The 25,941-nt window shown below is 71.3% G+C and carries 22 protein-coding genes and 1 tRNA gene; 15 read left to right on the top strand and 8 right to left on the bottom strand.

Going from position 1 to position 25,941, the window contains the following annotated elements:
- Positions 1-37: 37 nt before the first annotated feature.
- The 3 genes from ACQUQD_RS17490 to ACQUQD_RS17480 form a co-directional block, all read right to left on the bottom strand.
- On the bottom strand, positions 38-382 hold the full coding sequence (locus ACQUQD_RS17490; protein ID WP_428953021.1) for an FmdB family zinc ribbon protein: 345 nt from the start codon (positions 380-382) through the stop codon (positions 38-40).
- A gap of 69 nt (positions 383-451) precedes the next feature.
- The gene (locus ACQUQD_RS17485) at positions 452-1,741 is read right to left on the bottom strand and encodes an MFS transporter (protein ID WP_428953020.1); all 1,290 of its coding nucleotides are present in this window, start codon (positions 1,739-1,741) and stop codon (positions 452-454) included.
- A gap of 250 nt (positions 1,742-1,991) precedes the next feature.
- Complete coding sequence (locus ACQUQD_RS17480; protein WP_428957588.1) at positions 1,992-3,491, bottom strand: potassium/proton antiporter; 1,500 nt, start codon at positions 3,489-3,491, stop codon at positions 1,992-1,994.
- A gap of 288 nt (positions 3,492-3,779) precedes the next feature.
- Between ACQUQD_RS17480 and ACQUQD_RS17475 the strand changes: the two genes are divergently transcribed.
- Positions 3,780-6,539 (top strand): penicillin acylase family protein, encoded by a 2,760-nt coding sequence (locus tag ACQUQD_RS17475; RefSeq protein ID WP_428953019.1) that lies wholly within the window; start codon positions 3,780-3,782, stop codon positions 6,537-6,539.
- Between the two features lie 73 nt (positions 6,540-6,612).
- Here ACQUQD_RS17475 and ACQUQD_RS17470 read toward each other — a convergent pair whose 3' ends face one another.
- Positions 6,613-7,269, bottom strand: a complete 657-nt coding sequence (locus ACQUQD_RS17470; RefSeq protein WP_428957587.1) for a 5-formyltetrahydrofolate cyclo-ligase — start codon at positions 7,267-7,269, stop codon at positions 6,613-6,615.
- 61 nt (positions 7,270-7,330) lie between these two features.
- Between ACQUQD_RS17470 and galU the strand changes: the two genes are divergently transcribed.
- The 7 genes from galU to ACQUQD_RS17435 all read left to right on the top strand — a co-directional run bounded on the left by galU (position 7,331) and on the right by ACQUQD_RS17435 (position 12,883).
- Positions 7,331-8,233: a UTP--glucose-1-phosphate uridylyltransferase GalU gene (gene galU / locus ACQUQD_RS17465; RefSeq protein ID WP_428953018.1), complete on the top strand. Its 903-nt coding sequence runs from the start codon at positions 7,331-7,333 to the stop codon at positions 8,231-8,233.
- A 4-nt stretch (positions 8,234-8,237) separates the two neighbouring features.
- A complete protein-coding gene (gene glp / locus ACQUQD_RS17460; protein WP_428953017.1) occupies positions 8,238-9,587 on the top strand; it encodes a molybdotransferase-like divisome protein Glp in 1,350 nt (449 codons plus the stop codon).
- 116 nt (positions 9,588-9,703) lie between these two features.
- On the top strand, positions 9,704-10,186 hold the full coding sequence (moaC, locus tag ACQUQD_RS17455) for a cyclic pyranopterin monophosphate synthase MoaC (RefSeq protein WP_428953016.1): 483 nt from the start codon (positions 9,704-9,706) through the stop codon (positions 10,184-10,186).
- A 64-nt stretch (positions 10,187-10,250) separates the two neighbouring features.
- A complete protein-coding gene (locus ACQUQD_RS17450) occupies positions 10,251-10,766 on the top strand; it encodes a MogA/MoaB family molybdenum cofactor biosynthesis protein (RefSeq protein ID WP_428953015.1) in 516 nt (171 codons plus the stop codon).
- Positions 10,763-11,431 (top strand): GNAT family N-acetyltransferase, encoded by a 669-nt coding sequence (locus ACQUQD_RS17445; RefSeq protein ID WP_428957586.1) that lies wholly within the window; start codon positions 10,763-10,765, stop codon positions 11,429-11,431. Before ACQUQD_RS17450 ends, ACQUQD_RS17445 begins: the two co-directional genes overlap by 4 nt.
- Positions 11,432-11,603: 172 nt before the next feature.
- A complete protein-coding gene (sepX, locus tag ACQUQD_RS17440) occupies positions 11,604-12,740 on the top strand; it encodes a divisome protein SepX/GlpR (protein ID WP_428953014.1) in 1,137 nt (378 codons plus the stop codon).
- A 69-nt stretch (positions 12,741-12,809) separates the two neighbouring features.
- A tRNA-Ala gene (locus ACQUQD_RS17435) sits at positions 12,810-12,883 on the top strand.
- 108 nt (positions 12,884-12,991) lie between these two features.
- Here the strand turns inward: ACQUQD_RS17435 and ACQUQD_RS17430 are convergent.
- Positions 12,992-13,507 carry a GNAT family N-acetyltransferase gene (locus ACQUQD_RS17430; protein ID WP_428953013.1) on the bottom strand — a complete coding sequence of 172 codons (516 nt, stop codon included), beginning with the start codon at positions 13,505-13,507 and terminating at the stop codon, positions 12,992-12,994.
- Between the two features lie 67 nt (positions 13,508-13,574).
- Here ACQUQD_RS17430 and ACQUQD_RS17425 point away from each other — a divergent pair, with 67 nt between their 5' ends.
- Complete coding sequence (locus tag ACQUQD_RS17425; RefSeq protein ID WP_428953012.1) at positions 13,575-14,375, top strand: exodeoxyribonuclease III; 801 nt, start codon at positions 13,575-13,577, stop codon at positions 14,373-14,375.
- A gap of 62 nt (positions 14,376-14,437) precedes the next feature.
- Here ACQUQD_RS17425 and ACQUQD_RS17420 read toward each other — a convergent pair whose 3' ends face one another.
- A complete protein-coding gene (locus ACQUQD_RS17420) occupies positions 14,438-15,064 on the bottom strand; it encodes a MerR family transcriptional regulator (RefSeq protein ID WP_428957585.1) in 627 nt (208 codons plus the stop codon).
- Positions 15,065-15,316: 252 nt separating this feature from the next.
- Here ACQUQD_RS17420 and ACQUQD_RS17415 point away from each other — a divergent pair, with 252 nt between their 5' ends.
- From ACQUQD_RS17415 to ACQUQD_RS17400, 4 genes are all read left to right on the top strand, one after another.
- On the top strand, positions 15,317-16,858 hold the full coding sequence (locus tag ACQUQD_RS17415; RefSeq protein ID WP_428953011.1) for a flavin-containing monooxygenase: 1,542 nt from the start codon (positions 15,317-15,319) through the stop codon (positions 16,856-16,858).
- Positions 16,855-17,835, top strand: a complete 981-nt coding sequence (locus ACQUQD_RS17410) for an alpha/beta fold hydrolase (protein ID WP_428953010.1) — start codon at positions 16,855-16,857, stop codon at positions 17,833-17,835. Before ACQUQD_RS17415 ends, ACQUQD_RS17410 begins: the two co-directional genes overlap by 4 nt.
- Complete coding sequence (locus ACQUQD_RS17405; protein ID WP_428953009.1) at positions 17,832-18,707, top strand: SDR family oxidoreductase; 876 nt, start codon at positions 17,832-17,834, stop codon at positions 18,705-18,707. Before ACQUQD_RS17410 ends, ACQUQD_RS17405 begins: the two co-directional genes overlap by 4 nt.
- 113 nt (positions 18,708-18,820) lie before the next feature.
- Entirely contained in the window at positions 18,821-19,027 is a 207-nt protein-coding gene (locus ACQUQD_RS17400; RefSeq protein ID WP_428953008.1) for a hypothetical protein, read from the top strand.
- Between the two features lie 113 nt (positions 19,028-19,140).
- On the opposite strand, the gene ACQUQD_RS17395 is transcribed toward ACQUQD_RS17400, so the two are convergent.
- Entirely contained in the window at positions 19,141-22,389 is a 3,249-nt protein-coding gene (locus tag ACQUQD_RS17395; RefSeq protein ID WP_428953007.1) for a S41 family peptidase, read from the bottom strand.
- Between the two features lie 176 nt (positions 22,390-22,565).
- Between ACQUQD_RS17395 and ACQUQD_RS17390 the strand changes: the two genes are divergently transcribed.
- Both ACQUQD_RS17390 and ACQUQD_RS17385 read left to right on the top strand, forming a co-directional pair.
- Positions 22,566-23,153: a TetR/AcrR family transcriptional regulator gene (locus ACQUQD_RS17390; RefSeq protein ID WP_428953006.1), complete on the top strand. Its 588-nt coding sequence runs from the start codon at positions 22,566-22,568 to the stop codon at positions 23,151-23,153.
- A gap of 123 nt (positions 23,154-23,276) precedes the next feature.
- Positions 23,277-25,484: an MMPL family transporter gene (locus ACQUQD_RS17385; protein WP_428953005.1), complete on the top strand. Its 2,208-nt coding sequence runs from the start codon at positions 23,277-23,279 to the stop codon at positions 25,482-25,484.
- Here the strand turns inward: ACQUQD_RS17385 and ACQUQD_RS17380 are convergent, their stop codons facing one another.
- Complete coding sequence (locus ACQUQD_RS17380; RefSeq protein WP_428953004.1) at positions 25,485-25,847, bottom strand: SsgA family sporulation/cell division regulator; 363 nt, start codon at positions 25,845-25,847, stop codon at positions 25,485-25,487.
- Positions 25,848-25,941: the final 94 nt, after the last annotated feature.

Below are 25,941 nucleotides of genomic sequence, written 5' to 3'. Positions count from 1 at the left end.
GACAGGGTCTCGTAAGACGTCTCGCGGAAGGTCGCGCCTAGGCGGCGGACGACGAGCTGGAGGAACTCGAGGAGCTGGAGGCCGACGAACCGGACGAGCTCGACGCACTCGACGAGGACGACGTGCTGTCCGAGGACGACGACTTCGACTCGGAGGACGACGAGGCCGACTTCGAGGACGACGCCGGGCTGCTGCTCGACGAGGAGCCGCGGCTGTCATTGCGGTAGAAGCCCGAGCCCTTGAAGACGATGCCGACAGCCGAGAAGACCTTCTTCAGGCGGCCACCGCAGTTGGGGCACTCGGTCAGGGCGTCGTCGGTGAACTTCTGCACCGCCTCGAGGCCCTCGCCGCACTCGGTGCACTGATACTGGTAAGTCGGCACTGTGTCTTCCTCCTGGCACTCTCACTCGATGAGTGCTAACGACGCTCCATAGTGACCTATTCCGCGAGATCAGTCCACTGCCACCGGCACGCGGTGACCGACGCCACGCGCCACGGTCCGTCCCCGGGACGGCGGCACGAGCCTCGACCGCAGCAGGAACATGACCCCCAGGGCCAGCACCGTGCCGCCCATCGGGACCAGGAATCCGGCGCCGTCCCAGAAGCGGTCCTCCAGCTGTCCGGCGACCGTCACGGCGGCGGCCTGGCCGAGCGCGACCGCGCCGGTCAGCCAGGTGAAGGCCTCCGTGCGGGAGCTCGCCGGGACGATCGTCTCGACGAGGGTGTAGCCGGTGATCAGGGCGGGCGCGATGCAGACGCCGACCAGCAGGCCGAGCCCGGCGAGCAGCAGCACGGACTGCGCCGCCCACAGGCCCGACGCGGTCAGGGCCAGGGCCGTGTAACCGACGAGCAGGCGGCGCTGCGGGGCCACCTTCCAGGCGATGGCGCCGCAGACGATGCCGGAGAGCATGTTGCCGGCGGCGAAGGTTCCGTAGAGGACGCCGTTCAGGCCGGGCTCGCCGATCGCCTCCGTGTAGGCGGCGAGCGAGACCTGCATGCCGCCGAAGACGGAGCCGATGCCGAGGAACGTCACGATCAGGACCCGCACGCCGGGGACGCGGAGCGCGGAAGCGTGCTCCACGCGCGCGTGCCCTTCGAGGGAGCGGGCCGACGGCGTGGGCTGCGTGCCCTTCTGGGCGGCGAACAGCAGGCCGCCGACGAGGGTGAGCGCTGCCTCCGTGAGCAGACCCGCGGCCGGGTTGACGCCGGTGCACAGGGCGGTGGCGAACAGCGGGCCGAGCACGAACGTGAACTCGTCGGTGACCGACTCGAAGGCCGCCGCGGTCTGCATCAGGGGCGAGCCCTGGAGCTTGACGCCCCAGCGGGCGCGCACCATGGGCCCGACCTGCGGTGTGGAGGCGCCGGTCGGCACCGCCGCGAGGAACAGCGTCCACGTGGGGGCCCCGGACAGGGCCAGCACGGTCAGCGTGAGCCCGGAGGCGGCGTGCACGAGGACGCCGGGCAGCAGGACGGCCCGCTGCCCGAAGCGGTCGGCCAGCTTGCCTCCGTAGGGCGCGAACAGCGCCATGGAGACACCGGTCGTCGCGGAGACCGCCCCCGCGGTCCCGTACGAGCCGGTGGTGTGCTGCACGAGCAGCACGATGGAGATGGTCAGCATCGCGAACGGCTGGCGTGCCGCGAAGCCGGGGAGCAGGAACGTCCAGGCGCCGCGGGTGCGGAGCAGCTGTCCGTAGCCCGGGCGGGTGCCGGGGGTGCCGGGAACCGTGGCCTTCTGTGGCACGGTGCCCTCGCCTTTCTGCCGCCTGGTGGCCCGGTGGCCTCCTGGTCGAGGAGCACCGGGCCGAGAGCCGTCCTCAGATGCGCCGGGAACCGAGTGATACCTACGGTCCGCGCCAGGAGAGGCCCTGGGCCAAGCAGATCAGGCACTACGAAGCACAGTGCTGCAAGGGGACCGCGGCCGCTTTGCGGTCGCGCCGGCTCTACGTCAGGCAGAGTCGGTGGAACGTGGATCTTTGGTCTACCCGACCATGTTAACGGTCGGTTTCGCCCCCTGTGCCCAGCCAGCCGGCGAGCTTGCCGCCGAGGGCGACGGCCCGCAGGCGCGCCTCCGCGGCGTCGCGCACCGGGTCGGTGGCCACGACCAGCAGTTCGTCGTCCTGGCGCAGCACGGTGGTGGGTGCGGGCACGAAGGACGTCCCGTCGCGCACGACCAGGGTGACGGCGGCGCCCTTGGGCAGCCGCAGCTCGCCGACCTCCACGCCGTGCATCCGGGAGCCCTCGGGGACGGAGACGGACAGCAGATGGCCGCGCAGCCGCTCCAGGGGCGCGGACTCGATGCCGAGGTCCGCGGCCTCGGAGGAGCCCAGCCGCAGCTTCCTGGCGAGCCAGGGCAGCGTGGGTCCTTGGATGAGGGTGTAGACGACGACCAGCACGAAGACGATGTTGAAGATCCGCTGGCTGTCCGCGACGCCGGTCACCATCGGGATGGTCGCCAGGATGATGGGCACGGCGCCGCGCAGGCCGGCCCATGACATGAGGGCCTTCTCCTGCCACGGCATACGGAAGGGCAGCAGGCTGACGACGACTTCCAAGGGGCGCGCGACCATCGTCAGGACGAGTCCGATGATGAGCGCGGGCACGATGTCGTCGGCCAGTTCGTGCGGGGTGACGAGCAGGCCGAGCAGCACGAACATGCCGATCTGTGCGATCCAGCCGAGGCCCTCCGCGAAGCCGCGGGTGGCCGGCCAGTGCGGCAGCTTGGCGTTGCCCATCACCATGGCGGCCAGGTAGACGGCGAGGAAGCCGCTGCCGTGGGCGATGGCGCCCGCGGCGTACGCGACGGTGGCGATGGCCATCACGGCGATCGGGTACAGGCCGGAGGCGGGCAGCGCGACGTGCCGCAGCCCGTAGGAGCCGAGCCACCCGACCGCGAGGCCTATCGCGGCGCCGATCGCGAGCTCCAGGGCGATCTCGCCGATGAGGACGTACCAGTGCTCCACAGGGCCCGCCGCGGAGAAGGCGACGACCAGGATGACCACAGGAGCGTCGTTGAAGCCGGACTCCGCTTCCAGGACGCCGGTGATGCGCTTGGGGAGCGGCACCTTGCGCAGCACGGAGAAGACGGCCGCCGCGTCCGTGGAGGACACCACCGCGCCGATGATGAGGGACTGCCGCCATTCCAGGCCCACCAGATAGTGCGCACCCGCAGCCGTCACCCCGACGCTGACCGCGACCCCCGCGAGCGACAGCGCGACGGCCGCGGGAAGTGCCGGTTTGATCTCCTTCCACTTCGTGCCCAGACCGCCCTCGGCCAGGATCACGACAAGCGCCGCGTAGCCGATGACCTGGGTCAACTCGGCGTCGCTGAAGGAGACGTCGCCGATGCCGTCCTGGCCCATGGCGATGCCGATGCCGAGGTACAGGAGCAGGCTCGGCAGCCCGCTGCGCGAGGAGATGCGCACCGCGGCGACCGCGATGAGCAGGACGAGCGCGCTGACGAGCAGGAGCTGGTTGAGGTGGTGGACAGTCAGGGGCTGTTCCTTCCGCGAGAGGTCGTCTCAGGGGCTGCTGTGGGGGAGTCGCTCCATGAGGCAGCGAGCGAGGTACTTCGTTACCTTACCTAATCGTTAACGCTTTCTTGACGCTCGGGCCGTTTCCTCGAACCTCCGTAGGCGCTCGCTTCCTGACTCCGCGTCCGGGCCCGCACCGCACTGCTCGTATGGTTGCTCCAGCCCTCCCGCCCGTCAGACGCCACCACCCTCGACCGAGGGGCCTTCGAGCCCGCAGCCCAGAGTCAGCGAAGGACAGCAAGGATCGCGATGCCCTCCACTACGAACGCCGCTTCCGGTCGCCAGTCCGGCAGGAAGAAGGGGCGCCGCGCCCGACTGCTCGTGATCGTCCTCGTGTTGGCCGTCGTCGCGGGCATCGGATACGGCGCCTACTGGAGCGTCGACAGCGTGCGTGCCTCCTTGCCGCAGACCACGGGATCCACCCGGCTCGACGGGCTGGACGGGCCCGTCCAGGTCAAGCGGGACGGCTACGGCATCCCGCAGATCTACGCGTCCTCGGACGAGGACCTGTTCATGGCGCAGGGCTTCGTGCAGGCGCAGGACCGGTTCTACGAGATGGACGTGCGCCGTCATACGACCTCCGGTCGGCTCTCCGAGATGTTCGGCAAGGGCCAGGTCAAAACCGATGAGTTCCTGCGCACCCTGGGATGGCACCGGGTGGCACAGAAGGAGTACGACTCCAAGCTCTCGCCCGCGACCAAGAAGTACCTCCAGGCGTACTCCAAGGGAGTCAACGCCTACTTGTCGGGCAAGAGCGGCAAGGACATCTCCGCCGAGTACGTGGCGCTCGGTTTCGAGAACGACTACAAGCCGCAGCAGTGGACGCCGGTCGACTCGGTGGCCTGGCTGAAGGCCATGGCCTGGGACCTGCGCGGCAACATGCAGGACGAGATCGACCGCTCCCTGATGACGAGCCGCCTCGGCCCGAAGCAGATCGCGGACCTCTACCCCGAGTACCCGTACGACCGGAACAAGCCGATCGTGCAGGAGGGCGCCTACAACAGCGCCACCAAGTCGTACGACGCCTCGGCCTCGGGCACCCAGACGCAGAGCGGCACCTCGGGGGCGGCGGGTACCGGCCTGACGGGCGGCGCAGAGGCCCCCAGCGGCCTCCAGAGCCAGCTCGGCGGCCTCGCCGACGTCCTGGACCGGATCCCCGACTCCGCGGGCCTGGGACCCAACGGCAACGGCATCGGCTCCAACTCGTGGGTCGTCTCGGGCGACCACACCATCACCGGCAAGCCGCTGCTCGCCAACGACCCGCACCTGGCGCCGCAACTGCCCTCCGTCTGGTACCAGATGGGCCTGCACTGCACGAGCGTCTCGGCGAAGTGCCAGTACGACGTGACGGGCTACACGTTCGCCGGCATGCCGGGCGTGGTCATCGGCCACAACCAGAACATCTCCTGGGGCCTGACGAACTCGGGCGCCGACGTCACGGACCTCTACCTGGAGAAGTTCAGCGGCGACGGCTACCTGTACGACGACAAGACGGTGCCCTTCACGACCCGCAAGGAGGTCATCAAGGTCGCCGGCGGCAGCCCCAAGACGATCACGATCCGCGAGACGAACAACGGCCCGCTGCTGTCCGACCGCGACGACGAGCTCGTCAAGGTCGGCAAGAAGGCGCCGGTGGGCACCTCCGAGGCCCCCGACCGGGGCGACGGCTACGGCATCGCGCTGCGCTGGACCGCGCTGGAGCCGGGCAACACCATGGACGCCGTCTTCGAGATCGACAAGGCGAAGGACTGGGCCGGGTTCCGCAAGGCGGCCGCCGACTTCCAGGTGCCCTCGCAGAACCTCACGTACGCCGACACCGAGGGCCACATCGGCTACCAGCTGCCCGGCCGCATCCCGACCCGCGGCGAGGGCGACGGCTCGCTCCCGTCGCCGGGCTGGGACTCCAAGTACAGGTGGACCGGCTACATCAAGCAGGCCGAGCTGCCCTACGAGTTCGACCCCAAGCGCGGCTACATCGTGACCGCCAACCAGGCCGTGGTCGACAAGAGCTACCCGTACACGCTCACCACGGACTGGGGCTACGGCACCCGCAGCCAGCGGATCACCGACCTGATCAAGTCGAAGATCGACGGCGGCGGCAAGATCTCCACCGACGACATGCGCAGCATGCAGATGGACAACAGCAGCGAGATCGCCAAGCTCCTGGTGCCCAAGCTGCTCAAGCTCGACGTCAAGGACAAGTACGTCCGTGAGGCGCAGCAGCTCCTGGAGAACTGGGACTACACCCAGAACCCGGACTCGGCCGCGGCCGCGTACTTCAACTCGGTCTGGCGCAACATCCTGAAGCTCGCCTTCGGCAACAAGCTGCCCATGGAGCTGCGGGTCAAGGGGCAGTGCCTGAGCGTCACGCCGGTCGACAACTCGGGTCCGGCCGACGAGGACCGCAAGGTGCGCGAGTGCGGTCAGCGGGACGCGGACTCGGCGCAGCCGGACGGCGGCGACCGCTGGTTCGAGGTCGTCCGCAAGATCATCAACGACGAGGACAACGACTGGTGGAAGGCTCCGGCGACCCGCACCGACAAGGCCACCGTCAACCGTGACCAGCTGTTCGACCGGGCCATGGAGGACGCCCGCTGGGACCTGACGGCCAAGCTCGGCAAGGACATCGACACCTGGAGCTGGGGCCGCCTGCACAAGCTGGAGCTGAAGAACCAGACCCTCGGCACCGAGGGCCCGGGCTGGCTGCAGTACGTGCTCAACCGCGGCCCGTGGAAGCTCGGCGGCGGCGAGGCGGCGGTGAACGCGACCGGCTGGAACGCGGCGGGCGGCTACGGGGTCGACTGGGTGCCGTCGATGCGCATGGTGGTCAACCTGGCCGACCTCGACAAGTCCAAGTGGATCAACCTCACCGGCGCCTCGGGCCACACCTACAGCTCCCACTACACGGACCAGACCGACAAGTGGGTCCAGGGTGAGCTGCTGCCCTGGCACTTCACCGAGAAGGCCGTCTCCGACAACACGTCGGACACGCTGGTCCTCAAGCCGTAGGACAGCACAGCACTGAAAGGGGCCCCCATGCGCGTGGGGGCCCCTTTTCGCTTCTCCAGCGCTACCCGCGGGTCTACGTGAAGCGGTGGACTCCCGAGGGCGTCACGACGGCGTGCACGGCCTTGTCGTGCGCCTCCTCGGGGAGGTGTGCGACGACTTCGGTGTCATGGAGCAGCACGACGAGGGCGGCGGGCGCGCCGGCCGCCTCGAGCCGCGCGAGGACCCTGTCGTACGAGCCGCCGCCCCGGCCCAGCCGCATCCCGCGCGCGTCCACGGCGAGCCCGGGCAGCAGCACGACGTCCGCCGCCGTCACGGCACCGGGCCCGAGCCGCTCGCCGCCCGGCTCCAAGAGGGCCATCTTTCTCGCGTGTTGTACGCGGACGAGCGAGGAGGCCCCCTCGTACGTCCCCCAGTCCAGGTCGTTGTCGGGCAGCAGCACCGGCAGCAGGACCCGCACCCCACGCGCGCGGAGCGCGTCGAGCAGCAGCCCGGTCCCCGGTTCGCCGCCCACGGAGACGTACGCCGCCACGGTGCGGGCCGCCGCCACCTCCTCGACCTCGAAGGCCCGCTCGGCGAGAACTTTTTCCGTCTCCCGTGCGTCATCCATTGGCAACGCTTTCCTCACCGCGAGGAACTCCCGTCGCAATGTGCGCTTGTCAGGGTGGGCGCCACGCGGGTCACTTGTGTGCGGGCTCACAGTCGGCTCACAAACCTCTCCTAATCCACGCATATATGTGCCAACAAAGCGGACCCACAGATTCCGCCCATAGGCGCCGGATATGGTGACGGGCATGACTGACTCGCACACCAGGATCACCAAGGCTGTCATCCCTGCCGCGGGCCTCGGCACCCGGTTCCTGCCCGCCACCAAAGCCACTCCCAAAGAGATGCTTCCGGTGGTCGACAAGCCGGCGATCCAGTACGTGGTCGAAGAGGCCGCCTCAGCGGGTCTCGACGACGTCCTCATGATCACAGGCCGCAACAAGCGCCCCCTGGAGGACCACTTCGACCGCAACTACGAGCTGGAGTCCGCCCTTCAGAAGAAGGGCGACGCCAACCGCCTCGCCAAGGTCCAGGAGTCCAGCGACCTCGCGACCATGCACTACGTGCGCCAGGGCGACCCTAAGGGCCTCGGCCACGCGGTCCTGTGCGCGGCCCCGCACGTGGGGCACGAGCCCTTCGCGGTCCTCCTCGGCGACGACCTGATCGACCCGCGCGACCCGCTGCTCGCGCGCATGGTCGAGATCCAGGAGCGCCACGGCGGCAGCGTCATCGCCCTCATGGAGGTCGAGCCCTCGCAGATCCACCTCTACGGATGCGCCGCCGTCGAGGTCACCGAGGACGGCGACGTCGTCAAGGTCACCGACCTCGTGGAGAAGCCGGACCCGGCCGACGCCCCCTCCAACTACGCGATCATCGGCCGCTACGTCCTGGACCCCCACGTCTTCGACATACTGCGCAAGACCGAGCCGGGCCGCGGCGGCGAGATCCAGCTCACCGACGCCCTGCAGCAGCTCGCCGCGGACGAGAAGATCGGCGGCCCCGTGCACGGCGTCGTCTTCAAGGGCCGCCGCTATGACACCGGCGACCGCGGCGACTATCTGCGTGCCATTGTCAGACTCGCGTGCGAACGTGAGGACCTGGGACCGGACTTCCGGACCTGGCTTCGCAGTTACGTCACCGAGGAGATGTAGCACCTTGAGCAGCGCGACCACACCGTCCACCAGCCACGGCCAGCTCTGGTCGGTGGACGAGCACCTGGAGGACATCCTCAGCACCGTCCACCCGCTCGACCCCATCGAGCTGCAACTCCTCGACGCCCAGGGCTGCGTGCTCGTCGAGGACGTGACGGTGCCGGTCTCGCTGCCCCCGTTCGACAACAGCTCGATGGACGGGTACGCGGTGCGCGTCGCCGATGTCGCGGGCGCGAGCGAGGAGTTCCCCGCCGTCCTCACGGTGATCGGCGACGTCGCGGCCGGGCAGGGCGAGCAGCCCACCGTCGGTCCCGGCCAGGCCGCCCGCATCATGACCGGCGCCCCGCTCCCGCCCGGCGCCGAGGCCGTCGTCCCCGTGGAGTGGACCGACGGAGGGCTCGGCGCGGGCCCGGTCTCCTCGATGCCCGCCCACAGCACCGCCCCCGAAGGCGCCTCGGGAGAGGTCCGGGTCCACCGCCCCGCCGAGGCACGCGCGCACGTACGCGCGCAGGGCAGCGACGTCCAGGCCGGCGACCGCGCCCTCACCACCGGCACGGTGCTGGGCCCGCCGCAGATCGCGCTGCTCGCCGCCATCGGCCGCGGCACCGTCCGCGTACGCCCGCGCCCGCGCGTGGTCGTCATCTCCACCGGCAGCGAACTCGTCCAGCCCGGCGAGTCGTTGGCCCAGGGCCAGATCTACGACTCCAACAGCTTCGCCCTCACGGCCGCGGCCCGGGACGCCGGAGCCATCGCCTACCGGGTCGGTGCCGTCTCCGACGACGCCGAGACGCTCCGCTCCACCATCGAGGACCAGCTCATCCGCGCCGACCTCGTCGTCACGACCGGCGGCGTCAGCGTCGGCGCGTACGACGTCGTCAAGGAAGCCCTCTCCTCGATCGGCGACCCCGACGAGGAGGACGGCATCGGCGCGGGCAGCGGCGTCGAGTTCCGCAAGCTCGCCATGCAGCCCGGCAAGCCGCAGGGCTTCGGCTCCATCGGCCCCGACCACACCCCGCTGCTCGCCCTGCCGGGCAACCCGGTCTCCTCGTACGTCTCCTTCGAACTCTTCGTCCGGCCCGCGATCCGCGCCCTGATGGGCCTGCCCGGCGACTCCGTGCGGCGCCCCACCACGCGCGCGGTGCTGGCCACCGACAAGGCGCTGACCTCACCGGACGGGCGCCGCCAGTTCCTGCGGGGCGCGTACGACGCGGCGGCGGGCGAGATCGCACCCGTCGGCGGCTCCGGCTCGCACCTGATCGCGGCGCTCGCCCACGCGGACGCGCTCATCGTGGTGCCCGAGGACGTGACGTCGGTGGAGCCCGGCACCGAGGTCGACGTGGTCCTCCTGCGCTGAGCGCCGGTGAACAGGCGCTCACCGGTCCGGCTGTCCGGGGCTCGCGATACCGTGTCGCGCACAACAGTCCGGCGCGCCGCACCGCGCACGGCTCGGATCGGGAGCGCCACAGCACCATGAGCACTTCGCAGGACCGACTGACCCACATCGACGAGGCGGGCGCCGCCCGGATGGTCGACGTGTCGCAGAAGGACGTCACCGCGCGCACCGCCCGCGCCAGCGGTCGCGTCCTCGTCTCGCCGCGCGTGGTCGAACTGCTGCGCGGCGAGGGCGTGCCCAAGGGCGACGCTCTCGCGACGGCCCGTATCGCCGGGATCATGGGCGCCAAGCGCACCCCCGACCTGATCCCGCTCTGTCACCCGCTGGCCGTGTCCGGCGTGAAGCTGGACCTGTCCGTGGCCGACGACGCGGTGGAGATCCTCGCCACCGTGAAGACCACGGACCGTACGGGCGTCGAGATGGAGGCCCTCACGGCGGTCTCGGTCGCCGCGCTCACGGTCGTCGACATGATCAAGGCGGTCGACAAGGGAGCGGTCATCACGGACGTCCGCGTGGAGGAGAAGACGGGCGGCAAGTCGGGCGACTGGAGCCGGGCATGACTCCGGGCCGGCTCGCGCAGTTCCCCGCGCCCCCGCAGGGGCGCGCACCCGAAGGAGTCCGCGCATGAGCGGGAATTACCGCGCCCTCGTCGTCACCGCCTCCAACCGGGCCGCCGCCGGCGTCTACGAGGACAAGGGCGGGCCGCTCATCGCCGAAGGCCTCCAGAAGATGGGCTTCAGCGTGGAGGGCCCCCAGGTCGTGCCGGACGGCGCCCCCGTGGAGGCCGCGCTGCGGGCCGCGGTCGAGGCGGCGTACGACGTCGTCGTCACCACCGGCGGCACCGGCATCTCGCCCACCGACCGCACGCCCGAGGCGACGGCCCGCGTCATCGACACCCACGTACCGGGCATCCCCGAGGCCATCCGCGCGTACGGGCGCGAGAAAGTGCCCACCGCCGCGCTCTCGCGTGGCCTCGCCGGGGTCGCCGGGCGCACACTGATCGTGAACCTGCCGGGTTCGAGCGGCGGGGTGAAGGACGGCCTGGCCGTCCTGGAGCCGCTGCTGACCCACGCCGTCGACCAGATCCGCGGCGGCGACCACCCCAGACCCGATGCCCATGCCGCCGGGGGTGCGCACTGAACAGCCCATCCTGGCCCGTCGTCCTGGCGGAGGGCGATGTCGTCCTCCGCCCCATAAGGCTGCGCGACCAGCGCGCCTGGCGCGAGGTCAACCGCCGCAACCGCGACTGGCTGCGCCCCTGGGAGGCGACGATCCCGCCGCCCACGCCCAGCGGCCCGATCGCGCACCGCCCGACGTACCGTCAAATGGTGCGCCATCTGCGCTCGGAGGCGAACGCGGGCCGGATGCTGCCCTTCGTCATCGAGTACCAGGGCCGCCTCGTGGGCCAGCTGACGGTCGCCGGGATCACCTGGGGCTCGATGTGCTCGGGCCACGTCGGCTACTGGGTGGACCAGGGCGTGGCCGGGCGCGGAGTGATGCCCACGGCCGTCGCGCTCGCCGTCGACCACTGCTTCCGCACGGTGGGCCTGCACCGCATCGAGGTCTGCATTCGCCCGGAGAACGGGCCGAGCCGTCGCGTCGTGGAGAAACTCGGATTCCGCGAGGAGGGGCTGCGTCCACGGTATCTTCACATCGACGGTGGCTGGCGCGATCATCTCGTCTTCGCGCTCACCGCCGAGGAGGTCCCGGAAGGGCTCCTGAAGCGCTGGCGCCGCGAGCGGCCGGGCAACAGCGCAGGTCCGGGTGCTCCCAACGCCGTGGATCCCGGGGCGCCCTCGAAATAAAATAAATGTTCGAAATTGATCGGTGAACGACCGTCGGAGCCATTAAATTCGCGCCCCGGTCAGCCAGTTGATCGCACCAGTCGCAAAAAAAGCTCGAAATATCAGCCAGATCGTGCGACACACCGGCCCAATTGGCGGATGGCCTCACGCAAACCCCTCTACGGTGTGAGGCGTGAGCAGCAGCGGCCTCATCTACGCAGTCATCGTCGGGGCCTGGGCCGCCTACTTGGTGCCGATGTGGCTCCGTAGGCAGGACGAGCTGAACGAAGCCCGTCCGACGGAACGCTTCAGCACCGCCATCCGTCTTCTCTCCGGACGAGCGGGCATGGAGCGCCGGTACGCCAAGGACCTGCAGGCGCGCTCGCCCGAGACGGACGAGTGGCGCGGCGCCCCGGCCGACCCGGACGCGACCACCGACACGGTGGACGTCCGGGCCCTCGTCGCGCCCCCGGCCGGCGAGCGGGAACACCCGGAACCCGTCCACGAGCCCGAGCCCCGGCCCGCGCCCGAACCCGCGGCCCCGGCCAAGCCCCGCCCCCCGCGCGTCACTTCCGCGGAGGCACAGGCCCGTGCCCGGCGCTCCAAGGTGCTCGCGCGCCGCCGCCGCACGACCGTCCTCCTCTTCGCCGCCTTCACCGTCGGCGCCGTCGTGGCCGGGGTCGGCGGCGTCGCGTTCCTGTGGGCGCCCGCCGCGCCCGCGCTCCTGCTCAGTACGTACATCGTCTATCTGCGGGCCCAGGAGCGACGCCGCTTCGCCTACGTCATGGACCGCCGCCGCGCCGAGATCGCCGCGCAGCGCCTGCGGGACCGGCAGCCGCGCCGCCGCCAGCCCGCCGCGCAGCGCGCCGCCGCGGAGGACCCGGAGGAAGGCCCGGGCGCCGAGCCGGCCACCGACCCCGGCCTCGAGGCGCTCGCCGCCGACCGGCGCGCGCTCGTCGAGCAGACCGACCACGCGGAGTGGGTCGACCAGCAGCGCGAGCGGCAGCGCCGCCCGGGCCCCGGCGAGAGCTGGGACCCCGTCCCGGTACCGCTGCCCACCTACGTGACCGCGCCGGTCGCCCCCCGGGCCGGCGGCGGCGTCGACTACGGCGCCCCCGAGACCTGGAGCGCGGCCCGCTCCTCGGCGGCGGAGCAGTCCGCCGCCGAGGAGCGGCAGGAGCAGCCGGAACAGGAGCAGACGGCCGACGGCGGACGCAGCGACGCCCGCCGCGCCGCCTCCGCCCGGCGCTCCCGCGAGCGCGGCCGCACGCCGCTCTTCGACCAGTACGACGACGGCGCCGACGGCCGTCCGCGCGCCGCCAACGAGTGACCGGCTGACCAGCCAGGGAACGGATTTCCACGTACCCGGATCGGGATGCTAGAGTTTCACTCGTTGCAAGGGCCTGTGGCGCAGTCTGGTAGCGCACCTCGTTCGCATCGAGGGGGTCTGGGGTTCAAATCCCCACAGGTCCACCGCAATTGAGAACCCCGCCGGGAAACCGGCGGGGTTCTTGCTTTGCCCGGACGACCGCGGCCCGGGCCCGGGAGCGGACGGTTCCCCCCGGGGCCGGGGCGGCGCGACTAGCGCGACTGGAGCGGCTTGGCGAAGCAGCGGCTCAGGTTCTCGAAGCGGTAGTGGCCGAACTTGTCGCACGGCTCGTAGGCGCTCGACAGGTACAGCGCTATGGCCTCCGGCTGCTTCGTGCCCGTCTCCAGGACCATGCGGGTGCGGCCCGCCGCACGCGCGTCCTCCTCCAGGGCCGCGAGGATGCGCCGGGCCAGGCCCAGGCCGCGCGCCTCGGGTGTGACGTACATCCGCTTCAGCTCGGCGTCGCCGTCCGAGTAGTTCTCCTCGTTCTCGTCCTGCGCGCGCCAGCCGCCGGTCGCGAGCGGGGTGCCCGACGCGTCGTACGCGATCAGGTACAGGCCCTGCGGCGGGGTGAACATCGTCGGGTCGAGCGGGGTGACATCGCCCTCGTCGCCGTAGCGCTCCGCGTACTCGAGCTGGACGCGGTCGTTCAGCGCCACCGCGTCCGGGTGGCCGAAGGAGACGGGGCGCAGGGTGATCGCGGCGGCGGGCGCGGGTTGAATAGTCATGCGTCTGATCGTAACTCTATGCTTCAGGGTGCGGCTTACCTGTCAAGTGTGCCGGTACGGTGGCCCGGTGCTGACTGTGACCTCTGTGAACGTGAACGGGCTGCGAGCCGCCGCCAAGAAGGGCTTCGTGGAGTGGCTCGCCGAGACCTCCGCCGACGTGCTCTGCCTGCAGGAGGTGCGCGCCGAGCCGGAGCAGCTGCCCGCCGGGGTGCGGGAGCCCGAGGGCTGGCACGTCGTGCACGCCCCGGCCGCCGCCAAGGGCCGGGCCGGCGTCTCGCTGTACACGCGGCGCGAGCCGGAGCGGGTCCAGATCGGCTTCGGGTCGGCGGAGTTCGACGGCAGCGGCCGGTACGTCGAGGCCGACCTGCCCGGTGTCGTCGTCGCCAGCCTCTACCTGCCCTCCGGCGAGGTCGGGACCGAGCGCCAGGACGAGAAGATCCGCTTCATGGCCGAGTTCCTCGAATACCTGAAGGGGCTGCGCGCGCGGGCCGCCGCCGAGGGCCGCGAGGTCGTCGTCTGCGGCGACTGGAACATCGCCCACGCCGAGGCCGACCTCAAGAACTGGAAGGGCAACAAGAAGAACTCCGGCTTCCTGCCCGAGGAGCGGGAGTGGCTGAGCCAGGTCTTCGAGGCGGCGGACGGGGGCTACGTCGATGTCGTGCGGGCCCTGCATCCGGGCGTCGAGGGGCCGTACTCGTGGTGGTCGTACCGGGGGCGGGCCTTCGACAACGACGCAGGTTGGCGCATCGACTATCACGCCGCGACGCCCGGGCTCGCCGGTCGGGCGGTCAAGGGGTTCGTGGAGCGGGCCGCCACGCACGAGGAGCGGTGGTCGGATCACGCTCCTGTGACGGTCGTCTACGAGTAGGCGCGGAGTTCGGTCCGGGGCTTACGTCCCCTCGAGCACGGTGATGGCCGCCGCTCTCACGCTCACGAACCGGGCGGCGCTCCCAGTTTGCGGTCCAGGGCCATGGAGAGTTCCGCCTCCACGACCGACTTGGCCAGGGGGCGCAGGCGCTGGACGTCCTTCTCGGTGCCGTGCGCGAGGATCATCTCCGTGAAGAGCGTGGCCAGGGCGTCCGCGTGGTCGCGCACCCGGGCCCCCGCCGCGAGGACGTCCGCCAGGGGGATGCCCTCGCGCACCAGCGCCGCCGAGACCTCCAGGAGGCGGCGGCTGATGTGCACGATCTCCTCGCCGTCGGTGCCCAAGTAGCCCAGGTCCAGGGCGGCTTGGAGGTTCTCGGGGGTGACCTCCCCCGCGAAGTGGTCGGCCAGTTCCGTGGCGGAGAGGCGGACCGGGGTCTCCTCCGTGGGTTCGCCGAGGCCGAGGAGCTCGCCCACGTCGCGGCCGCGGTCGAAGGCCTCGGAGAGTTCGGCGATGCCGGTGAGGGTGTGGCCGCGGTCGAGGAGGGCGGCGATGGTGCGCAGGCGGGTCAGGTGGCTCTCGTCGTACCAGGCGATGCGGCCCTCGCGCCGGGGCGGCTTGATCAGGCCGCGTTCGCGGTAGAAGCGGACGGTGCGCACCGTGATGCCGGCCGCCCTGGCCAGCTCCGCCATGCGGAACTCGCGGTGCTCGTCGCCCCGGCCGCCTTCGTCTCCCGGTTCCGCCGCTTCTTTCGCCACGTCGGAAACCCTAGGGCAAGCATCGGGGGCCGAGGGATCCCGGTGCGGGGCGGTGGCCGGACGACCGGTGGCTGTACCGGCGGTAACTTTCCTCGGCACGACCCCTACCCATCAGTACGGTGCTGCTCTACCCTCCAATTGTGCCAGTGTTCACTGGCAGAGTCGCGCGGCAAGGGAGGCGCCGGGATGGCCGAGCAGGAGCACGAGCACGTACGGGTGGCGGTGATCGGGTCCGGCTTCGGCGGGCTGGGCGCGGCGGTCAGACTGCGCCGCGAGGGCGTCACCGACTTCGTGGTCCTGGAGCGGGCCGGCGCGGTCGGCGGCACCTGGCGCGACAACAGCTACCCGGGCTGCGCCTGCGACGTGCCGTCCCACCTCTACTCGTTCTCGTTCGCGCCGAACCCGGACTGGCCGCGCACCTTCTCCGGACAGGAGCGCATCCGGGAATACCTGGAGCACGTCGCCGACACCTTCCGGCTGCGGCCGCACATCCGCCTCGACTCCGAGGTGACGCAGCTGCGGTGGGACAACGACAGGCTGTGGTGGGAGATCGACACCGCGAGCGGCACCCTCACCGCCGATGTCGTCGTCTCCGCCACCGGGCCGCTGTCCGACCCGAAGACGCCGGACATCGCCGGGATCGACACCTTCCCCGGCAAGGTCTTCCACTCGGCGCAGTGGGACCACGACTACGACCTGCGCGGCAAGCGCGTCGCCATGATCGGCACCGGCGCCTCCGCCATCCAGATCGTGCCCGCCATCCAGAAGGAGGTCGGGCGGCTCACCCTCTTCCAGCGCACGCCTCCGTGGGTCATGCCGCGCGCCGACCGGAACATCACCAAGGCCGAGCGCTGGCTGCACCGCCAGCTGCCCTTCACCACTCAGGCGCGGCGCGGACTCCTGTGGGGCATCCGGGAGTTGCAGGTCCAGGCGTTCACCAAGCGGCCCGATGAGCTGGGCCTGGTGGAGAACCTCGCCAAGCGGAACATGCACCGGGCGATCAAGGACCCGGCGCTGCGCGCCAAGCTCACCCCGGACTACCGCATCGGCTGCAAGCGGATCCTGCTGTCGAACACGTACTATCCGGCGCTCGCCCAGCCGAACGTCGACGTCGTCGCGTCCGGGCTGAGCGAGATCCGCGGGAACACCCTCGTCGCCGCCGACGGCAGCGAGGCCGAGGTCGACGCGATCATCTTCGGTACCGGGTTCCACGTCACCGACATGCCGATCGCGCAGCGGGTCATCGGCGCGGAGGGCGTCAGCCTGGCGGAGAGCTGGAAGGGCGGCATGGCCGCGCTGCGCGGGGCGACCGCCGCCGGGTTCCCGAACTTCATGACGGTCATCGGGCCGAACACCGGACTCGGGAACTCCTCGATGATCCTGATGATCGAGTCCCAGCTGAACTATCTGGCCGACTACATGCGGCAGTTGAACGTGCTGGGCGGCCGCGTCGCCCTCACCCCGCGCGAGACCGCCGTCGCCGGCTGGAACAACCGCGTGCAGGACCGGATGAAGCGCACCGTGTGGAACACCGGTGGCTGCAACAGCTGGTACCTCGACGAGAACGGGGTCAACACCACCGTGTGGCCCGGCACCACGACCGAGTTCCGGCAGGCCACACGCCATGTGGACGTGGGGGAGTACGAGGTGGTCCGCGCTCCCGCCGGCCCGCCGGAGCCGCGTACCGGGCGGGGCAGGAAGAAGACGGTGGAGGCGAGCGCCGCATGAGCCGGCTGATGCACATGGCCACCGGGCCCTTCGCGCCGCCGGTCGCCGCCGAGGAGCTGACCGCCGTCTCGGCCGACGGGGCGCGGCTGCACGTCGAGGTGCACGGGCCCGCCGACAGCGGCGACGCGCCCGCCGTCGTGCTGTCGCACGGCTGGACCTGCTCGACGGCCTTCTGGGCCGCGCAGGTGCGCGCCCTCGCCACCGACCACCGCGTGATCGTGTACGACCAGCGGGGGCACGGCCGCAGCCCGGCCTCCGCCCGGCTGCCGTACACCGCGGACATGCTGGCCGACGATCTGGAGGCCGTGATCGGCGCGACGCTCGCGCCGGGCGAGCGGGCGGTGTTCGCCGGGCATTCCATGGGCGGCATGACGATGATGGCCTCGGCGGGCCGGCCGGTGTTCCGGGAGCACGCCGCCGCGGTGCTGCTGTGCAGCACGGGTAGTTCGGAACTCGTGGCCGAGGCGACGGTGGTGCCGCTGCTGCCCGCGGGCGCGCTGCGGACCCGGGTGACCCGCTCGGTCCTCGGCTCGAAGGCGCCGCTCGGCCCGGTCACGCCGGTGGCCAGGCGGATCCTGCGGTTCGCGACGATGGGCCCGGGATCGGCGCCCGGCAAGGTCGAGGCCTGCGCGCGGATCGTGCACGCGTGTCCGCGCGGGGTGCGGTACGGCTGGTCGCACGTACTGGAGAGTCTCCAACTGGACGCCAATGTGCCGGAGTTGGCGATGCCCGTGGCCGTCCTCGCCGGGACCGTGGACCGGATGACGCCCGTCGTGCACGCCCGGCGGATCGCCGCCGCGCTGCCGAACTGTGTGGGCCTGACCGAGCTGGCGGGCCTCGGTCACATGACGCCCGTCGAGGCGCCGGAGGCCGTCACGGCGAAGATCCGTGAACTGACCGGGGCATACCTGGAGTCGGAGCCCCCGTCGCAGTCGCAGTCGCAGTCGGATTCGGAGAAGGGAGCGGATGTCGCATGAGCAGGGTCAGCCTGGAGGGTCAGGTCGCGGTCGTCACGGGTGCGGCGCGCGGTGTGGGTGAGCTACTCGCCCGCAAGCTGTCGGCGCGCGGCGCGAAGATCGCGCTGGTCGGTCTGGAGCCGGACGAGCTGAAGCAGGTCGCGGGCCGGCTGCACGCCGACGCGGACTGGTGGCACGCCGACGTCACGGACCACGAGGCGATGGCGCGGGTCGCGCAGGAGGTGAAGGAGCGGTTCGGGAAGGTCGACATCGTCGTCGCGAACGCCGGTGTGGCGACGGGCGGCCCCTTCGTGGACTCGGACCCGGTCGCCTGGCGGCGCGTCATCGAGGTCAACCTCATCGGCTCGGCGGTGACCGCCCGCGCCTTCCTGCCCGTCCTCATGGAGTCGCGCGGCTACCTGCTGCAGATCGCCTCGCTCGCCGCGATCACGCCCGCGCCGATGATGACCGCGTACTGCGCGTCGAAGTCGGGCGTGGAGGCGTACGCGCACAGCCTGCGCGCCGAGGTCGGCTACAAGGGCGTACGCGTCGGCGTCGGTTACCTGTCCTGGACCGACACCGACATGGTGCGCGGCGCCGACCAGGACGACGTGATGCGCGAGCTGCGCCAGCGGCTGCCGTGGCCGTCGAACAAGACGTATCCGCTGGGCCCGGCCGTCGACCGGATCGTGGCGGGCATCGAGCGGCGCTCCTCGCACGTGTACGCGCAGTGGTGGCTGCGCGGCATGCAGGGCATCCGCGGACACCTGCCCGGGATCATCGGGGCCGTGGGGCAGCGCGAGATGCGGCGGTTCGAGCCGCGGCTCGGCAGCGTGTCGCGCGGTCTGGTGGGTGCGGGCGGTGCCGCCGATGAATCGGTACGCGGGGGCTGACCTGGGGTTTCGTCCGATGTGCACGGTCAGTCATTGATCGAAATGCGCCGAATGTCCATGCATGTCAGTCTGGTCGAGCCCGCATCCCCTCACCCACTACGGGAGTGAACAGCATGGGCATCATGGACCAGTTCAAGGACAAGGGCGAAGAGCTCTCCAACAAGGCCAAGGACGCCCTCGGCGGCGCCCAGGACGAGGCGAGCGAGCGCGCCTCGCAGGCCCAGGACGAGGCGAGTGAGCGCAGCTCGCAGGCCCCGGACCAGGCGAAGCAGGCCGCCCAGGACGCGCAGGACAAGTTCAACCAGGACTACGACGCCTGACGTCCGTCCGCAGGACTGATCGACCCCCGCCCGGGACGCCGGGCGGGGGTCGATTCCTGTTCCGGCCCCGGTGTTCCGGCCCCGGCCCCTCGAAGGGGCCGGGGCCGGCCGCCCTACCGGGGCGGCAGTCGGGGGCGTCGCCGGTCCGGTACGTCCGAGTGGTCCGGCGGGTTCTTCGCGCCCTGCTCCTTCAGCAGGTCGAGGGCGAGGTGCACCGCGTCGTCGAGCTGCGCGTGCCGGCCCTCCGCCCAGTCGAGCGGCGTGCGCAGCACCTCGATGTCGGGGTCGACGCCCCGGTTCTCGATCGACCAGCCGTACTCGGGGAACCACGCCGCGTTCATCGGCACCGTGATCACCGTGCCGTCGCCGAGCTTGTGCCGCCCGGTCATGCCGACGACCCCGCCCCAGGTGCGCTGGCCGACGACCGGGCCGAGCGCGAGCAGCTTGAAGGCCGCCGTGATCATGTCCCCGTCGGAGGACGTCGCCTCGTCGGCGAGCGCGACCACCGGTCCCCGGGGCGCGTTCGACGCGTACGACACCGCCTGGGCGTTGCGGGTCAGGTCCCAGCCGATGATCTTCCGGGTGAGCTTCTCGACGACCAGCTCGCTGATGTGGCCGCCCGCGTTGCCGCGGACGTCGACGATGAGCGCGGGCCGCGAGACCTCCATGCGCAGGTCCCGGTTGAACTGGGCCCAGCCGGACCCGCCCATGTCGGGGATGTGCAGATAGCCGCACTTGCCGTTGCTCAACTCCCGGACCACGGCCCGGCGTTTGGCCACCCAGTCCTGGTAGCGCAGCGGGCGCTCGTCGACGAGGGGGACCACGGCGACCCGGCGCGCGCGGCCCTCGCCCTCGGCGGGGGAGAAGGTGAGCTCGACGGTCGTGCCGCCCGCGCCGGCGAGCAGCGGGAACGGTCCGGCGACCGGGTCGACCGGGCGGCCGTCGACGTGCGTGAGGAACGCGCCCTCGCGGATGCCGGTGCCGGCCAGCGGGGAGCGGGCCCGGGAGTCGGACGAGTCGCCGGGCAGGATCCGGGCGAGCATCCAACCGCCCTCGCGGCAGAGGAAGTTGGCGCCGAGCAGGCCCTGGGCGCGCTGGTAGTGCGCGGGGCCCTCGTTGCGGCGGGCCGCGGAGACGTAGGCGTGCGAGGTGCCCAGTTCGCCGAGGACCTCGCGCAGCAGGTCCGCGAACTCGTCGGGGGACGCGACCCGTTCGACGAGCGGCCGGTACTGGGCGAGCACCCCCGACCAGTCGATGCCGCACATCGACGGCTCCCAGAAGTAGGCGCGGATGATCCGGCCCGCCTCGTCGAAGGCGCCGCGCCACTCGGCGGGCGGATCGGCCTCGTGCAGGATGCGGCGCAGGTCGATCCAGACGGTGGTGTCGTTGTCGCCGGCCTCGGTGGAGGGCACGGCGCGCAGCTCGCCCTCGTCGCCGACGACGAGCCGGGTGCCGTCGCCGCTGACCGCGAACCAGTCCATGTGGTCGACGAGCTGGGTCTTCTTGCCCTTGGCCAGGTTGAAGTGTTCGAGGGTCGGCTGGGACGAGGTGTCGGCCGGGTTCGCGAACGTCTCGCCGAGCGCGCCGGAGATCGGCCAGCGCAGCCAGACCAGGCCGCCGCCGGAGACCGGGTGCAGCGCGGAGTACTTGGAGGCCGCGACCGGGAAGGGCACCACGCGTTCGGCGAGGCCCTCGATCTCCACGGTCGGCGTGCCGTCGCCGGTGGCGTCCCTGTCGTCGACCGGGTCGAGGCCGCCCGCGGCGGTGCGCCCGTCCGGGGAGAGGGCGAACGGCGAGGAGGTCGCGGACGACAGGGGGACGAGATAGGGGCGGCAGCCCAGCGGGAAGGACAGATCGCCGGTGTGCACGTCGTAGACCGGGTCGAAGCCGCGCCACGACAGGAACGCGAGGTAGCGGCCGTCGCGGGTGAAGACCGGGTTCTCGTCCTCGAAGCGGCCGTTGGTGACGTCGACGATCGTGCGGTCCTTGATGCGGGCCATCTTGATCTGCCGCAGGGAGCGGCCGATGCCCGGGTGCGACCAGGTCAGCCAGGCGCCGTCGGGCGAGAAGGCGAGGTCGCGGACCGGGCCGTTCGTGGACCGGATCAGCTCGGTGACCTCGCCGTCCGACTCCTCCGTCGCGTCGATCAGCAGCAGCCGGCCGTCGTTCGAGGCGAGGGCCAGGCGCTCGCCGTCGGGGTCCGAGACCAGTTCCTGTACGCGGCCGAGGTCCCCGGAGGCGAGGCGGCGGGGCTCCCGGTCGCCGCTGGCCCGCGGCAGGTAGGCGATCTCGACGGTGTCCTCGCCCGCGGCGTCGGTGACGTACGCGACCTGTCCGCCGGAGCCGAGCATCTCGGGGAGGCGGACGCGGACGCCCGGGGTGTCGGTGATGGTGCGGGCCGGGCCGTCGCGGTGGGTCAGCCAGTACAGGCTGCCGCGCACCACGATCGCGCTGGCCCGGCCGGTCTCGTCCACGGAGAGGGCGTCGACGTGGTGGGCGGCCGGGACCTGGTAGCCGCGGCGGCCGGTGCGCGGGCCGCCGAGCCGGACCCGCAGCCTGCGCGGCACGGAGCCGGGGTCGAGCGAGTCGAGGATCCACAGCTCGCCCGCGCACTGGTAGACGACGCGGGTGCCGTCGGAGGAGGCGTGCCGGGCGTAGAAGGCGTCGTGGTCGGTGTGCCGGGTCAGGTCCGAGCCGTCGGGCAGGCAGGAGTAGACGTTGCCGATGCCCTCGTGGTCGGAGAGGAACGCGATGCGGCCGCCGACGAACATCGGGGCGTCGAGGTGTCCGTCCAGGTCGGCGAGGACGCGCCGGCCGTGCACCCACAGCCGGCCCTGGGCGCCGCCCCGGTAGCGCTTCCAGGCGGCCGGTTCGTGCGGCGGCGTCCCGGTCAGGAGCAGGGTCTGCCGCTCGCCGTCGATGTCCGCGACCTGGATGTCGGAGACCGGACCCCAGGGGAGCTTGCCGCCGGGGGAGCCGTCGGTCGGGACGCTGTAGGCGAAGGTGAAGTAGGAGAACGGCTCGCCGTGCGAGGCGACGGCGAGGATGTCCCCGTCGGGGGACCAGCCGCGCACCTGGGTGTCGACGCTGCCCCAGTACGTGAGCCGGCGCGCGGAGCCGCCGTCCACGGGCGCCAGGTAGATCTCCGGGTCCAGGCTGCGCCACGTCGTGTACGCGAGGTGCCGGCCGTCGGGCGAGAACCGTGGATGGCTGACCTTGGTGCGGTCGGCGGTGACCCGCCAGGCCCGCGCGGAGCCGTCGAGCGGGGCGACCCACAGATCGTCCTCGACCACGAAGCAGAGTCGCTCGCCGCTCAGGTGCGGGAATCGTAGGTAGGCCCGGGTCGTGTCTTCCTCAGTCACCACAGTCACCTCCTCATGCTTTTCCGTGATGACACCTCCGGCAACCGGGGCCCCGGAGATCCGCGGGACGCGACCGCGGGGCCGCATGTGGCGCACCCCACGTACGAAACGGTTTCGTTTCGTTAGGCGGCGGGGTATGTTCAGGGCGTACGAGACGGAGAGGCCAGGTGAGGATCATGGTCGCGGAGGCAACGACGCGTCGCAGCCGGATCACGCCCGAGCGCGAGGCCGAGCTGTACGGGGCCGTGCTCGACCTGCTCCGGGAGGTCGGTTACGACGCGCTGACGATGGATGCCGTCGCCGCCCGCACCCGGGCCAGCAAGGCGACGCTCTACCGCCAGTGGGGCGGCAAGGCCGAGCTGGTCGTGAAGGCGCTGCGGAGCCAGAAGCCGCAGTTCGACGAGATCGACACCGGGTCGCTCCGCGGCGACCTGCACGCGATGGTGCTCCGCGACGACGACTGTCACATGGAGCAGAACAGCGCGTTGATGCGCGGCCTGATGGTGGCCGTGCACGCCAACCCCGATCTGCTCGAGGCCTTCAAGGAATGGATCGTCGCACCCGAGCTGTCCGGTCTCGACCGGATGATGCAGCGGGCGGTGGACAGAGGCGAGGTCCGGGCCGACAACCCGGCGCTCGACTACATCATCCACATGCTGATCGGCGCGTTCGCCACGCGCACGCTCATCGACGAGCAGCCGCCCACCCAGGCGTACCTCGCCTCGTACATCGACGCTGTGGTCCTCCCCGCCCTCAGCTCCTGACCCCCCTTCCGCACCACCCAGTTCACCCCGCACACCTGACGCGACCGCTCACGTCGTCGGGCTGATCTTCCCTGCCCAGCATCAGCCAAGGCTGACCCTCGACCTGACCGGGAGTACGCCCTCGTGGCCACGTTCCTCTACAAACTCGGCAAGCTCGCCTTTCGCCGACGGCACTTCGTCGCCCTCATATGGGTGGCGCTGCTGACGCTCGCGGGCGTCGGCGCCGCCTCCGCGCCGACCGCCGCCTCCAGCTCCTTCTCGATCCCGGGCACCGAGGCCCAGAAGGCCTTCGACCTGCTCGACCAGCGCTTCCCCGGCTCGGCCGCGGACGGCGCCACCGCCCGTGTCGTCTTCAAGGCCCCGGCGGGCGAGAAGCTCACGGGCGCCGCGAACAAGGCGGACGTCGAGGACACCGTCGCCGCCCTCAAGTCCAGCTCGAAGCAGGTCGCCTCGGTCGCCGACCCGTACGTCGCGAAGACGGTGAGCAAGGACGGCACGATCGCCTACGCCTCGGCCTCGTACAAGGTCTCCTCGATGGAGCTGACCGACGACGACCGGGACGGGCTGCAGAAGGTCATCGACGAGGCCAAGAAGACCGGCCTGACCGTCGAGGTCGGCGGTGACGCGCTGCAGGCCATGCCGGAGACCGGCGCCACCGAGATCATCGGCATCGCGGTCGCGGCCGTCGTCCTGGTCGTCACCTTCGGCTCGCTGCTCGCGGCCGGGCTCCCGCTGCTGACCGCGCTGATCGGCGTCGGCATCGGCGTCTCGTCGATCACGGCGCTCGCCAACGCGCTCGACCTGGGCACCACCACCTCCACCCTGGCGATGATGATCGGCCTCGCGGTCGGCATCGACTACGCCCTGTTCATCGTCTCCCGCTACCGCGCCGAGCTCGCCGAGGGCCGCGAGCGCGAGGAGGCCGCCGGACGGGCGGTCGGCACCGCGGGCTCGGCCGTCGTCTTCGCCGGTCTGACCGTCGTCATCGCGCTGGTCGGCCTCGCCGTCGTCAACATCCCGATGCTGACGAAGATGGGCGTCGCCGCCGCCGGCACCGTCGCCATCGCGGTCCTCATCGCGCTGACCCTGATCCCGGCGCTGCTCGGCTACGCGGGCAAGCGCGTCCACGGCCGCAAGGCCCGCAAGGCGCTCGACTCCACCGAGAAGGCGGAGCCCAAGGTCAACATGGGCACCCGCTGGGCCCGCCTCGTGCTGCGCCGGCCGGTGCTGGTCCTGGCCGCGGGCATCGTCGGTCTCGGCGCGATCGCGATCCCGGTCGCCTCATTGGAGCTCGGCCTGCCCGACGACGGCGTCCAGCCCACCGACACCACCCAGCGCAAGGCGTACGACCTGCTCTCCGAGGGCTTCGGCCCGGGCTTCAACGGCCCGCTCATGACGGTCGTCGACGCCAAGGGCGCGGACGACCCGAAGGCCGCCGTCGACCGGGTCGTCACCACGATCAAGGACACGGACGGCGTCGCCGCGGTCACCCCGGCCACCTTCAACAAGGCCGGCGACACCGCCATCATCAACGTCGTCTCGAAGTACAAGCCGTCCTCCGTCGAGACCGAGGACGTCGTCCACGCCATCCGCGACGCGGGCCAGGACATCACGGCCGACACCGGCGCCGAGCTCGCGGTCACCGGCTCCACGGCCATGAACATCGACGTCTCGCAGAAGCTCAACGACGCGCTCGTGCCCTACCTGGCCCTCGTCGTCGGCCTGGCGTTCCTGCTCCTGATGGTCGTCTTCCGCTCGGTCCTCGTCCCGCTCAAGGCGGCCCTCGGCTTCCTGCTCTCGGTGCTCGCCGCGCTCGGCGCCGTCGTCGCCGTCTACCAGTGGGGCTGGCTCGGCTCGCTCTTCGGCGTCGAGCAGACCGGCCCGGTGATGTCGATGATGCCGATCTTCATGGTGGGCGTGGTCTTCGGCCTCGCGATGGACTACGAGGTGTTCCTCGTGACCCGGATGCGGGAGGCGTACGTCCACGGGGAGCGCCCGGCGCAGGCCATCGTCACCGGCTTCCGGCACGGGGCCCGGGTGGTCACGGCCGCGGCGATCATCATGATCGCGGTGTTCGCCGGCTTCATCGGAAGCTCCGAGCAGATGGTGAAGATGATCGGCTTCGGCCTCGCGATCGCCGTCTTCTTCGACGCGTTCGTCGTCCGCATGACGATCGTGCCCGCGGTGCTGGCGCTGCTCGGCAAGAAGGCCTGGTGGCTGCCGAAGTGGCTGGACCGCGCGCTGCCCAACGTGGACGTCGAGGGCGAGGGCCTCAACGCGGCCTCGGCCGACGGGCGCCCCGAGGAGGACCGGGAGCTCGTCAACGCCTGATCAGGGTGTGACCGTCGCCGGGGTGACGGCCGTGTACGTACGACGCAGGAAGCGGATCAGCGCCTTCACGTCGAACTGCACGACCGTCACCCCGTTCGGCTCTTCGGGCCCGTGGGCGTGGAACTCGATGACCGCCTGCACCCGCCCGCACGGCCAGATCCGCACGTCGCCGCCTGTCACCGGGGCGCGCAGCCCGCGCTCCAGCAGGTCGCGCGGAAAGATCCACTCGCCGGAGTCGGGAAGGGTGACGCGGACCCGCCCGTCGTAGCGCAGCACGACCGGCACGGCGCGGGCCGCGTCGGGGGAATCGGTGACGACGCGGGCGCGGGCGTACTGCTCCACGTACTGCTCGGCGGGGCTCATGTCATCCAATGTCCCATATGTCCGTCTGTACGGACCAGGTGTCATTGAACCCGAGGCGCTCTTGCAAGCCGTTCGCAACAAAGCACTATCATCG

The organism is Streptomyces sp. cg35, from assembly GCF_050410835.1.
Lineage (GTDB): Bacteria > Actinomycetota > Actinomycetes > Streptomycetales > Streptomycetaceae > Streptomyces.
This window is presented reverse-complemented; position numbering and strand designations above follow the sequence as displayed.